Origin of the sequence: Luteimonas saliphila, from assembly GCF_016774335.1 — a bacterium.
GTDB classification, from domain to species: Bacteria; Pseudomonadota; Gammaproteobacteria; order Xanthomonadales; family Xanthomonadaceae; genus Luteimonas; species Luteimonas saliphila.
Window position 1 is genome coordinate 120,038 of sequence record NZ_JAETWA010000046.1, and the last position, 13,210, is coordinate 133,247.

Sequence of the window (13,210 nt, forward strand, 5' to 3'; positions counted from 1 at the left end):
CGACTACCCGGTGCGCCGGTGCGGGCCGCCGGCACCGGCGCGCGGGTGGCGTATCGGGGGCTGCGACCGGTTCCTGCACAATGCCCGGGGCATGCACACCGACGCCCGGACCGACTTCCGCCTCTACCACTCCAACGCCCTGGACGTGCTGGCCGGGCTGCTGGCGGTGGAGCTGCGTCGGCCGGTGCCGGGGCAGGGGTTGCTGGAACCGGACGTGGTGCTGATCCCGCAGGTCGCGCTGCGCCGCTGGCTGCAGGCCACGCTGGCGCAGGCGCATGGCGTGTCCGCGAACCTGGAATTCCTCACCCCGGGCGAATTCGTGCAGCGCGCGCTGGACGCCAACGTGCCCGGCCGCGGTGAGGATCTCGATGCCGCCGCGCTGCGCTGGCGCATCCACGCCGCGCTGGCCGACCCGGCGCTGCTGCGCGAGCGCGCGCTGCAGCCGCTGCGCGCCTACCTCGAGGGCGCGCCCGATCCGCTCAAGGCCTGGTCGCTCTCGGGCGAGCTCGCCCAGGCCTTCGAGAAGTACAAGGCCTGGCGCCGCGACTGGCTGCTGGGCTGGGAGGCGGGCGAGGCGCCGCGCGATCCGCAGGCCGCGCTGTGGCGGCGCGTGGCCGGCGGCACCCGGCATCGCGCGCGCCGGATCGACGCGTATCTGGAGGGCTTCGCCGCACCCGATGCGCCGCTGCCGGCCGGCCTGCCGAAACGGCTGTTCGCGTTCGCCATCCTCAACGTCTCGCCCGACGTGCTGCGCGTGATCGCCACCCAGGCGTGCGTGGGCACGCTGCATTTCTACGTGCCTTCGCCCAGCCGCGACTACTGGGGCGACCTGCAGCGCGTGCGCGACGGCGACCCCGACGCGGCCGCCAGCGAGAACCCGCTGCTGCGCGCCTGGGGCGAGGCCGGGCGCGACTTCATGGCGGTGCTGGGCGGCTACGAGGTCGTGCACCCGGACATCGAGATCCGAGGCGATGCCGATCCGGGCGAAAAGCCGAAAAAGCCGGGGTCAGAGTCGACTTTTCGGGATGCTTCTGCCGGCCGTGATGATCGCACGGGAAAAGTCGACTCTGACCCCGGTTTTTCCCCCGCTTTCGATCCCGGCCTGCTGCGGCGGCTGCAGTCGGACCTGTTCCATCGTCGCGCCGCGCCCGGCTTCGCGCTGCGTGCGACCGTCGACAAGGCCGATCCCAGCCTGCAGGTCCACGCCTGCCACACCCGCCTGCGCGAGCTGCAGGTGCTGCACGACCAGCTGCGCGCGCTGTTCGAGGACCCGCGCTTCGATCCGCCGCTGCAGCCGCGCGAGGTCGCGGTGCTCGCCCCGGACATCGATCCGTATCTTCCCTACCTCGACGCGGTGTTCGGCGGTCGCGGCCACGGCGACGCCGGCTTCAACCAGTCGATTCCCTACGCCGTCGCCGACGCCAGCCCGCTCGCCGGGGAACCGCTGGCCGACGTGTTCCTGCGCCTGCTGGCGTTGCCCGTTGCGCGCTTCGGCCTGGTGGAAACGCTCGACCTGCTCGCCAGCGCGCCGCTGGCCGAAGCCGCCGCACTGGACGCCGCTGCCTTCGACCGCCTGCACGTCTGGCTGCATGCGGCCGGCGCTCGCTGGGGAATCGATGCCGCGCACCGCGCGCGCCTGGAGGCGCCGGCCGACGACGCCTACACCTGGGCCTTCGCGCTCGATCGCCTGCTGCTCGGCCACGCCACCGGCAGCGACGTGCCGATCGCCGGCGCCGATGGCCAGAGCGTCGCGCCGATGCCCGAGCTCGAAGGCGGCGCGCTCGACGCGCTCGACACCCTGGTGCGCCTGCTGCGCGTGCTCGCGCGCCATGCGCGCTCGCTGGACGAGGCGCTGCCGCCGGAGGGCTGGCGCGAGCGCCTGCTCGGCCTGCTCGATGCGCTGCTGCCGCGCCCGCCGGCGGCGGCGAACACGCGCCGCGCGCTCGACCGCCTGCGCAGCCTGATCGACACCTTCGCCAGCGATGCGAAACGCGCCGGCGTCGACACCCCGGTGCCGGCCGAGATCGTGCGCGCGCACTTCGCCGCCGCGTTGTCGGAGGCCGACACCCGCGCGCCGCTGCTCACCGGCGGCGTCAGCGTCGCGCGCATGGTGCCCATGCGGCTGCTGCCGTTCCGCGCGATCTGCCTGCTGGGCATGGACGACGGCGCCTTCCCGCGCCGCGATCCGGCCGGCGGGCTGGACCGCCTCGCCAACGACGTCGCCGCCGGCCGGCGCCTGCGCGGCGACCGTTCCACCCGCGACGACGACCGCTTCCTGTTCCTGCAGCTGTTCGCCGCCGCGCAGGACGTGTTCTATGTCAGCTACCAGGGCGCCGATCCGCGCGACGGCAGCGTGCGCGAACCCTCGGTGCTGGTGGCCGACCTGCTGGCCGCGGCGGATGCGCAGCACGTACCCGACGCGAACGCGGGCGAGGCGCTGGTGGTGCGGCACCCGCTGCAGCCGTTCGCGCCGGCCGCGTTCGGCGACCTGGATGAGCCGCGGCGCTTTTCCTACGGCGCACAGTGGTGGCCGGCGGCGGCGCAGCCGATGGCGAAGCGTGTGCCGCTGCCGGCGTGGTTCGACGGCGAGGCGCTGCCTGCGCTGGATGACGACGAGGCCGCGGGTGCCGCACCGGAGCATGCAAGCGCGTCCGCCAGCGACGCGGTGCATCCCGCGACCCTCACGCTCGACGAACTGCGCCGCTTCCTGCAGGCGCCGGCCGAAGTCTTCCTGCGCCAGCGCCTCGGGTTGCGGCTGGCGGAAGTCGAAGACGTCGACGAGGACGTCGAACCGCTGCTGGCTCCGGGCCGCGGCATCGCCCGCCAGGTGCTGCAGCAGGCCGTGTTCGACGCGGTGCTGCGCGGGGACGACGATGCCACCACCCACGCCCGGCTGCGCGCGCGCGGCCTGCTGCCGTCCGGTCATCTGGGGCGCCGCGCGCTGGAGCAGATGCGCGCACAGGTCGATCCGTACGCGCTCGCCTTCGGCGGCTGGCGCGGCGACGCGACGCCGGAAGCGCATCGCCTCGAAGTGCCGCTGGAAGGCGTGACCCTGCAGGGCCGCATCGCCGACGTCTACGACCATGGCATCGTGCGCGTTCGCTTCGATCCGCCCGCCGGCCGCTCCGCGATCCGCAACGGACTGGACTGGCTGCTGGCCAGCGCCGCCGGCCTGGCCATGCCGCTGGTGGAGTTCCACGAGGATCGCGAATGCGGCGCCGGCCCGCACCTGCGCGAGCCGCTCGATCCCGCGCAGGCGCGCGCGCTGCTGCGCATGCTGGTCCAGCTGCGCGGGCGCGGCCTGCGCCAGCCGCTCCCGTTCGCGCCCTACAGCGGCTGGGAGTTCTTCCGCGCCGACGACATGCGCAAGGGCCTCGAGGCTGCGGCGAAGAAGTGGCACGGCAGCGACTTCAACTGGGGCGAGAGCAGCGGCGAAGCCCTGCGCCTGGCGCTGCGCGGCCGCGACCCCTTCAGCGATGAAGCCACCCGGATCGCGTTCATCGACTTGGCGATGGGCATCTATCTGGCGGTGGTGAAGGGCGAACTCTACGCCGGTACCGACCGGGCCGCCCTGCGCGCGATCGCCGGCGCGCTCGACCTGGAGGAGGCCGAATGAGCGCCGACGCCAGTGCCATGCCCGCTGCGGTGCGCGATCCCTACCTCGCGCTCGCGCTCGATGGTGTCCACGCCATCGAGGCCTCCGCCGGTACCGGCAAGACCTACACCCTCGCCACGCTGGTGGTGCGCCTGGTGGTCGAACGCGGCCTGCGCGTGGGCCAGGTGCTGGCCGTCACCTTCACCGAGGCCGCCACGCAGGAGCTGCGCAGCCGCATCCGCGCGCGCCTGCTGCTGGCCTGCGGCCTCGTCGGCACGGCGCCCGCCGCCGACGACACGCCCGAGGCCGCGCTCACCCGCGCCGTGCTCGACGGGCACCTGGCGCAGGGCACCGAAACCGCCGACGCCCTGCGCCGCCGCCTGCACGCGGCGGCCAACGACATCGACCTCGCCGCCATCTTCACCATCCACGGCTTCTGCGCCCGCGTACTGCGCGAGCACGCGCTGGAAGCGGGACAGGCCTTCGACGCGCCGGAGCTGCTGACCAGCGACGTGCAGCTGTACCAGACGCTCGCCGCCGACCTCTGGCGCGCGCACGGCCGCGACGCGGAGGCCGCCGACGACCTGCTCGCGCTGTGGCCGCAGGGCCCGCAGGCGCTGGCCACCGACCTGCCGCTGCTGGTGCGCGAACGCACGCTGCGCCCCGCGCTGAATGAACTTCCCGACGATCCCGCGCCGCGCCTGCACGCCAGCGGTGAAGCGCTGGCCGAGTCCTTCCGCGCACATGGCGAGGACTTCCGCGCCGCGCTCGTCTCCGCCGTCGACAACAAGGTGCTGCACGGCGGCAGCTACAAGCGGGAATGGATCAACGCCCTGTTCGACGCGCTGCACGCCTGGTGCCATGCCAGCGAACGCAGCGTGCCGTTCGAGCACCCCAAGCTAACGCAGCTCACGCGCGAGACGCTGCAGCTGCGCACCAGCAAGGCCGGCGCCGGCCGCACGCCCGATTCCCCGATCTGCGATGCCGTGCCGCCATATCTCGATGCGCTCGCCGCGATGGTCGAGTGGCAGGACGCGCGCCGGGCCGAGCTGCTGCACCGCCTGCGCGACGCTGCCCGCCAGCGCGTCGCCCGCGCCAAGCGCCAGCAGCGCGTGCAGACCTACGACGACCTGATCGACCGCGTCGCCGATGCCATCGACGGCCCGCACGCCGCGGACCTCGTCCAGCGCCTGCGCGCGCAGTACGCCGTGGCCCTGGTGGACGAGTTCCAGGACACCGACGCGCGCCAGTGGCGCATCTTCGACCACGTGTTCGGTGCCGCCAGCGCCGCATTGCACGGCCAGCCGCCGGCGTTGTTCGTGATCGGCGATCCCAAGCAGGCGATCTACGGTTTCCGCGGCGGCGACGTCGAAACCTACCTCGCCGCGCGCGGCACCGCGCGCGACGCGCCACCGCTGTCGCATAACTTCCGCTCGCGCCCGTCGGTGCTGCGCGCGGTGTCGGCGCTGTACGCGCAGGCGCAGATCGCCGCCGGGTCCGACGACAACATCCCGCCACCCTTCATCGACCCGCGCATCGGCTTCCGCGAGGTGCAGCCCGGCGGCACGCGCCGCGACGACGACTTCATCCGCGACGGCGCACCCGCGCCCGCGCTCACCCTGTGGCGCGCGCCGCCGCCGGACGAGGTCGACAGCAAGGGCAAGTCGAAAACCTACAGGGCCACCCGCTCGCGCGAACTCGCCACCCGCGCCTGCGTCGCCGCCATCCACCGCGTGCTGTGCGACGCGCGCGACGGCAACGCGACCATCGAAGGCCGCCCGGTGCAGGCCGGCGACATCGCCGTGCTGGTGCGCTCGCATGCCGAGGCCACGCGCATCCGCCACGCGCTGGCGATGGCCGGCATTCCCGCGGTTGCCGCCGGCCGGCAGAGCCTGTTCGCCACGCCCGAAGCGCGCGATCTGCACGCGCTCTTACTCGCCATGCTGCACGGCGCCGACGACGGCCGCCTGCGCATGGCGCTGTCCACCGTGCTGGTGGGCCTGGATGCCACTGCCATCGCCGCGCTCGATATCGATGGCGAGGCGCTGCGCCACTGGCAACTCGAGGCGCTGGCCTGGCGCGAACGCCTGCAGCGCGGCGGCGTGCTGGCCCTGGTCAACGCGCTGTGCGCGCAGCACGCCGGCCGCCTGCTCGGCCTGCTCGACGGCGAGCGCCGCCTCACCAACTATCTCCAGTTGGCCGAACTGCTGCAGGATGCGCAGGGTCGCGCGCTGGGCCTGCACGGCCTGGTCGACTGGCTGGCGAACGCCATCGCCGATGCCAACGCCAACGACGAGAGCCAGCTGCTGCGGCTGGAATCCGACGCCCGTCGCGTGCAGGTGGTGACCCTGCACAAGAGCAAGGGGCTGGAATACCCGCTGGTGTTCCTGCCCTTCGCCGCCATCGGCCCGCACACGCGCAATCCCGGCCAGCGCGCCGTCATCAACGCCGACGACGGCCGTGTGCTGCACTGGAAGCTGCTGCTGTCCGCGTCCGGCTGGGACGCGGCCAAGGACGCGTGGACGCTCGCCCAGCGCGCCGAAGACGCACGCCTGCTCTACGTCGGTCTCACCCGCGCACGCCACGCGCTGTGGCTGGCGACGGGCCTGTTCTGCAACCACGACCGCTCGCCGCTGCAGCACATGGTGTCGACCCCCGATGCGCTGCGGGCGGCGCTGGGCGATGCCGTCGCGCTCGACGACAGCATTCCGCCGGACACATTGCCGTGGCTGCCGCCGGCCACCACTGAAGCCGTTCCAGCAGCGCGCATCGCGCGGCGCGCGCTGGCCAGCGACTGGTGGGTCTACAGCTTCACCCAGCTCGCCAGCGCGGACGGGCAGGAGGACACCGCGGCCATCGCCACGCAGCCGGCGGAAGGCGGCCGCGACGAGCCTGCGGGCGAAGCCGATCTCGGCATGGAGGTGGCGCTGCCTGCGTCGGTGGAGACAGGCGCGCGTGCCGACGCCGGAGTCGATCCGGCCGCGGGCGCCGCCCTGGATCCCGCGTCGGGCATCGAGGCGGGCGAGGGCAGGGACTTCGACGTGGCTGCAGCCGGTGGCGTCGACCCACGCGACCCCCCGGATCCGGCGCACGCCGGCACCGCGGCCGCCGCCTTCGACCCGCGCTTCGCCGGCACCCGCTTCGGCGTGGTGCTGCACGACGTGCTCGAGCGCACCGACTTCGCGCGCTGGTCCGCATGGACGCCGGGCGCGCCCGCGCCCAGCGACGAGGACGCCGACCTGATCGCCGAACGCCTGCGCGCCGGCGGCTACGCGGGCGACGACATCGACGACGGCATCGCCACGCTCACGCCGCTCATCGGCCACACCCTCACCGTGCCCCTGCCCGAAGGCGTGCGCCTGGCCGACGTGCCCACGCATCAGCGCCGCCCCGAGATCGAATTCCAGTTCGCGCTCGCACCTACGCGTATCGATGCATTGCTCGCGCTGCTGCACCGCCACGGCCTGCTCACCGCGCGCCAGGGCTTCGGCGCGCGACGCCGGCTGGAAGGCCTGATGACCGGCCTGATCGACCTCACCTACGTCCACGATGGCCGCTGGTACGTGCTCGACTACAAGTCCAACCGCCTGCCCGGCTACGGCCCCGCGCAGTTGGCGGAGGCCATGACCCACAGCGAATACGACCTGCAGGCGCTGCTCTACACCCTGGCCCTGCACCGCTGGCTGCGCTTCCGGCTGGGCAGCGCCTACGACTACACCCGCGACTTCGGCGGCGCGCGCTACGTCTTCTGCCGCGGCGTCGACGCCGCGCGCAGCGACGGGCAGGGCGTCCACGCCTGGCGCTTCGAGCCCGAGCTGGTCGACGCACTCGACGCACTGTTCGGCGGCCAGCCCACGGAGGCCGCGGCATGACCACCACGCTTCCGCTGTTCCCCGAAGGCCAACCCGCCGACCCCACGGTCGCTCCCGCCGCGCCCGATACGCGCGACCCGAACGTCGCGCGCGACAGCCGTGACCCACCCGGCGCGCCGCCATCGCCGCCATCGCGCCCCAACGGCCTGCTGCAGCAACTCGCCAGGGCCGGCGCCCTGCGCACGCTCGACCACGCCTTGGCCCAGAGCCTGCGCCGCCTCGATCCCGGCACGCCCGACACCGTCCTCGCCGCCGCCGCGCTCGCCTCGCTCGCCGTCGCCTCGGGCCACGCCGGCTTCGACCCTGCGCAGCCGCAGCGCCTGGTCGATGCGCCGATCGACTGGCCCGCGTTCGACGCGTGGCGTGACGCGCTGCAGGCCTCCCGCTGGGTCGCCCTCCCGCCCGCCGGCGACCTCGAATCCACCCCCGACGCCCCGCTCGTTTACGAGCACGGCCTCGTCTACCTGCGCCGCTACCGCGAATACGAACGCCGCCTCGCCGACGGCCTCCACCGCATCGGCACCGCGCCCCTCGTAGGAGCGGCCCATGGCCGCGACCACACCAGCGACCCCTCGCCGCAACCCGCTGGAGCCACCACCCAACCGCCCCGCGCGCCCGCAGGCGCCGACGACCCCCAAGCCCAGGCCATCACCGCCGCCCAGCACCACCCCCTCCTGCTCCTCACCGGCGGCCCCGGCACCGGCAAGACCACCACCATCACCCGCCTGCTGCTGGCGCTCATCGCCCAGGCCGCCGCCGCCGGCGCCCCGCCGCCGCGCATCGCCCTGGCCGCGCCCACCGGCCGCGCCGCCGAACGCATGGCCGAAAGCGTGCGCAACGCCGTCCAAGCCCTGCCCGCGCGCGGCATCGATCCCGCGCTCGTCGCCCGGCTGCCCACCACCGGCACCACCCTGCACCGCCTGCTCGGCACCATCCCCGACTCGCCCGCCTTCCGCCACCATGCCGACAACCCGCTGCCGTTCGACGTGGTGGTGGTGGACGAAGCCTCGATGATCGACCTGCCGCTGATGGCCAAGCTGGTCGAAGCCGTGCCCGACGGCGCGCGCCTGGTCCTGCTCGGCGACCCCGACCAGCTGCCCTCGGTGGAGGCAGGCGACGTCCTCGCCGGCATCCTCTCGGCCGCAAGCGCCCCCCCTGTAGGAGCGGCCCATGGCCGCGACCAAGCCACCCCACCCACCGCATCGGCCCCCAAGGCCGCGGACAACCCGGCCCCGTCATTCCGAGCGCAGCGAGGAATCCCGCCCTTCCCCGCCCACCACATCCACCTCACCCGCAACTACCGCCAGAGCGTCACCCTCGACCTCGCCCCCCTCGCCACCGCCGTCCGCGAAGGCGACACCGCCACCGCCCTGTCCCTGCTGCGCAGCGGCCAGCTCTCCGGCGTCCACTTCCACGAAGACGACACCGACCCTCTGCAATCCCACCGCGACCACCTGCTCGCACACTGGACCGCGCTGGCCGACATCCGCGACCCCGCCGAAGCCCTCGCCCGCGCCGGCGCCCTGCACCTGCTCACCGCCGTGCGCGAAGGCCCCCAGGGCGCCCGCAGCCTCAACGCCCGCATCGAAGACCTGCTGGCCGGCACCCGCCGCGGCGCCGGCCCCGCGTCCACCACCGGCCGCCATTTCCACGGCCGCCTGCTGCTGGTCACCGAGAACAGCTACCGCCATCGCCTGTTCAACGGCGACATCGGCATCTGCCTGCGCGACGACGACGGCACGCTCATGGCCTGGTTCCCCGGCGACGACCCGCAGCACCCGCGCCCCTTCCACCCCGCCTCACTGCCCGCGCACGACAGCGCCTTCGCCATGACCGTGCACAAGGCGCAGGGCAGCGAGTTCGACGAGGTGTGGCTGGTGCTGCCCGAGCGCGACAACCGCGTGCTGTCGCGCGAGCTGGTCTACACCGGCATGACCCGCGCACGCAGCCAGCTGCACGTAGCCGGTGGCGAAGCCGTGCTCCGCGGCGCCCTGTCGCGGCACGCCGGCCGATGGTCGGGGCTGGGATGGCGGTTGGGTGGCGGCGCTGTAGGCTGAGGGTTCCACGCACGCGCACGGAAGGAGAGAAAGGATGAAAAAGGACTTGATCCACAGCCTGACGCAAAACTTCGAGGCCCACGCAAACCACACCGAAGGTGGGATCGAATTCTGGCTGGCCCGGGATCTGCAGCACCTGCTCGGCTACAGCAAATGGGACAACTTCCTCAACGTGGTCTCAAAGGCCAAGACCGCGTGCGAAGTCTCCGGCCATGCGGTTCCAGACCATTTTGCCGACGTCGGGAAAATGGTCGATCTGGGCTCCGGCAGCCAGCGCGAGGTCGACGACATCATGCTCACGCGCTACGCCTGCTACCTGGTCGCCCAGAACGGCGACCCACGCAAGCAGGAAATCGCGTTCGCACAGACCTACTTCGCGCTGCAGACCCGTCGCGCCGAACTGATCGAACAGCGACTGCTGCAAGCCGAACGGGTGCAGGCGCGCCGCAAGCTGAGCGAAACCGAGAAGGAACTGTCCGGCGTGATCTACCAGCAGACCGGCGGCAACCAGGACTTCGCCACGATCCACAGCAAGGGCGACCACGCGCTGTTCGGCCGCAACACGCAGGACATGAAGCAGCGCTGGCAGGTGCCCGCCAGCCGCCCCTGGCCGACTTCGCGCCCACCCTGATCCTCAAGGCCAAGGACTTCGCCACCGAGATCACCATCCACAACGCACGCGAGCAACGCATGCGCAGCGAATCGGCGATTTCGCAGGAGCACGTGTCCAACAACCGGGCGGTGCGCAACACCCTGCTTGGCCGCGGCATCGTGCCGGAGAACCTGCCGCCGGAAGAAGATGTCAGGAAGGTCGAGCGCCGCCTGGCGGCAGAAGACAAGAAGGTGCTCAAGAAGCCGGACGTCCTGGACGATTGATAGGCCGCAAGGCACAGCGGATGCAGTTGCGCGCCCCTGTAGGAGGGGCCCATCGCCGCGGCCACGCCTAGCGAGTGAGGGCGCTGTTCATCCCGCCCTAATGGACATCCCGACGCATCCGCCCGCCACATCCACCGCGCCCTTGGCTATCGCAGGAGCGCCACGCGCCACCTCGTCCCCTCTCGCCGCGGCCGTCCGCGATGGCCCCCAATGCACTCGCGCGACAGACCCGAAGGTGGTCGGGCCTGGGGCGTCGCCTCGACGGATTGCCGGATAGCCGGTCGCGCGCACGCGACGCGAAGCAGCCCGTCGAATCTCCGCATCGGCAGCGGCACGCGCCGGCGACCTTTTGGCGACATTCGCCTCCTTACCCTCGCACCGCGTCATGACGTGACACGACAATCTGGAGGCAGGGCGATATGAGCAGGCACGCGCGACGGGCGTTGTCGCTGGCACTTTCGGCACAGTTGATCGGCTTTTCGCTATTGGCGCACGCCGCGGAGGCGCCCGGCGCCCTGACCATCATCGTCAAGGACCAGACGACCGACCGGCCAGTGGCCAATGCGACGGTCACGCTCACCGAACGCGATACCAATTCCGCACGCTCCCTGGAAACCGACGCGCAGGGCCGCCTCGTGGTCGACCGGCTCGACCCGGGCCTGTACGCGGTCAACATCGCCAAGGCCGGCTTCGCCACGATCTACGAGCCGAGCGTCCGCGTGATCACGCGCAAGAACTCCAGGGTCGAGTTCGAACTCGGCATCCCGCTGCTCGATGAAGTGGTGGTCCAGGCCCGGCCGCTCGATGCGCTGTCGTCGCCGTCCAGCACCTACATCGACCGGGACACGTTGCGCGACGCCGTCGGCGGTGGCGCCGATCCGCTGCTCTCGCTCGACGGCCTGCCGGGGCTGGCCTCCGCGAGCGAGTTCGCGAGCTTCAGCGTGCGCGGCCGCGGGCCGCGGGACAACCTGGTCTTCGTCGACGAGTTCCCCTTCGACAAGGCGGTGCACTTCGACGCCACGCTGGGCGAAGACGAGGACGTCGGCGGCGGCGGCCGCTTCTCGATCTTCGCGCCGGACGTCATCAGCGGCGCCGAGTTCTCGCCGGGCGGCTGGGGCCCGGCCTACGGCGGGCGCGCCGCCTCGTTGCTCAAGCTCGAGGTGGCCGGCGGCAACCCCAGCCCGTCGGCCAGCCTGCGCTACGACCTCGCCGGCTTCGAAGTCGGCTACGACGGGCCCGCCGGCATCACCAAGGACGCCACCCTGCTGGTGTCCGCGCGCCGGCTGGATTTCGGGTCGCTGTTCGAAACGATCGAGGAACTGGACATCGGCAACCCCGTGCTGCGCGACGTGATCGTCAAGTCGGTCGTGCCGATCAACCCGTCGAACACGCTCGAGGTGCTGCTGATCGACACCAACGAGACCTACACGCGCGACGTGACGCATGTCTTCGAGTCGCCCAACTTCGAGGACGCCGCGCTGCTCGACTTCAGGCAGGACAGCGACCTCTACGGCCTCACCCTGCGCTCGCTGATCGGCGAGAACGCCACGTGGACCAACAGGGTCTACCGCCGCGCCAGCCACAAGATCAGTTCGGAGGGCGAGGCGTTTCCCGACCTCGTGCCCCCCGGCTCGCCCGCCTCCGACTTCCCGGTGCGCGAAGACATCATCACCGTGACCGAGGACGAGACCGAGCTCGGCTGGCGCAGCGACTTCGCGGTGGTGAACCGCTGGGGCACGTTCAGCGCGGGCGTCCATGCGACGCAGATCGAACTGGACTACGGCACCGTGCTCGACGGCGACTGGATCCGCTACGTCTACGACAGCGACGACTTCAGGCCGGATCCCACGCAGCGCTACATCGTGCTGACGCCGGAGAACATCGACTCCGCCCTGAACCGGAAAGCGACGAACTATGCGACGTACGTGGACCAGGCCTTCAAGCGCGACGCCTGGGACATCCGCACCGGCGTGCGCGTGGAGCGCGACGGCCTGACGGACGAAACCCTCGTCTCGCCCCGGCTCCGGGTCAACTGGCAACCGGGTCCGAGCGCGCGCTATTTCGCGACCGCGGGCCTGTTCCACCAGTCGCCGCGCTACCTCGACCTCGCCGCCAACGCGGCGAACACGCTGGAGAACGAGGAGGTCAGGCACGCCAGCGTCGGCTTCGAGTACTTCTTCAACAACCGCTGGTCGGTGCTGACGGAAGCCTACCACCAGGACCTCAACAACCTGGTGGTCGACCAGGATCGCGCCAGCGGCACCTTCGCCAACATCGGCGACGGCACCTCCAAAGGCGTCGACGTCGTACTCAAGGGCACGCTCCGCGAAGGCCTGTACGCCAGCGCGACCTACTCCTGGAACGATGCCGAGATCGACCGCAAGGACGGCCGCGGCGCCGTGGCCGACGAGTTCAGCCGCGAGCACGTGGCCAACCTCGGCGTGACCTGGGAGATCACCGACCGCTGGAAGGTGGCCGCGCGCTACAAGTACCTGTCCGGCCGGCCGGAGGACGCCTACGTCATCCATGATGACGTGCTGGGCCCGGGGCAGCCGCTGCGCTACTCGCGCGAGACGGTCGAGCGCGGCGTCGGCCGCAGGGACGGCTACGGCGTGCTCAACGCCCGCGTCGACTACCGGCGGGCCTTCGGCCCCATCGACGTCACCGCCTTCCTCGACGTCATCAACCTCACCTCGGCGTCCTCGACCGACGACACCGAGTTCGACTACCGCCGGGGCGTCAACGTGGCCGACGACAGCGAGGCCGAGCCGCTGATCGGGCTTCGGCTAGACTACGCCTGGTAACACGGG

The 13,210-nt window shown here is 72.1% G+C and carries 6 protein-coding genes; all 6 read left to right on the forward strand.

Annotated features, from left to right (window positions below; translation table 11 throughout):
* Positions 1–91 precede the first annotated feature (91 nt).
* The 6 genes from recC (at position 92) to JMO03_RS17510 (ending at position 13,204) form a co-directional block, all read left to right on the forward strand.
* Complete coding sequence (gene recC / locus JMO03_RS17485; RefSeq protein WP_202845033.1) at positions 92–3,616, forward strand: exodeoxyribonuclease V subunit gamma; 3,525 nt, start codon at positions 92–94, stop codon at positions 3,614–3,616.
* On the forward strand, positions 3,613–7,467 hold the full coding sequence (locus JMO03_RS17490) for a UvrD-helicase domain-containing protein (protein ID WP_238346292.1): 3,855 nt from the start codon (positions 3,613–3,615) through the stop codon (positions 7,465–7,467). The genes recC and JMO03_RS17490 overlap by 4 nt, the downstream gene beginning before the upstream one ends.
* Positions 7,464–9,524, forward strand: a complete 2,061-nt coding sequence (gene recD / locus JMO03_RS17500; protein ID WP_202845034.1) for an exodeoxyribonuclease V subunit alpha — start codon at positions 7,464–7,466, stop codon at positions 9,522–9,524. The genes JMO03_RS17490 and recD overlap by 4 nt, the downstream gene beginning before the upstream one ends.
* 34 nt (positions 9,525–9,558) lie before the next feature.
* Complete coding sequence (dinD, locus tag JMO03_RS17505) at positions 9,559–10,155, forward strand: DNA damage-inducible protein D (RefSeq protein ID WP_238346293.1); 597 nt, start codon at positions 9,559–9,561, stop codon at positions 10,153–10,155.
* Positions 10,156–10,214: 59 nt separating this feature from the next.
* On the forward strand, positions 10,215–10,400 hold the full coding sequence (locus JMO03_RS21235) for a hypothetical protein (protein ID WP_238346294.1): 186 nt from the start codon (positions 10,215–10,217) through the stop codon (positions 10,398–10,400).
* A 419-nt stretch (positions 10,401–10,819) separates the two neighbouring features.
* The gene (locus tag JMO03_RS17510; protein ID WP_202845035.1) at positions 10,820–13,204 is read left to right on the forward strand and encodes a TonB-dependent receptor; all 2,385 of its coding nucleotides are present in this window, start codon (positions 10,820–10,822) and stop codon (positions 13,202–13,204) included.
* The last annotated feature ends 6 nt before the right edge of the window (positions 13,205–13,210 follow it).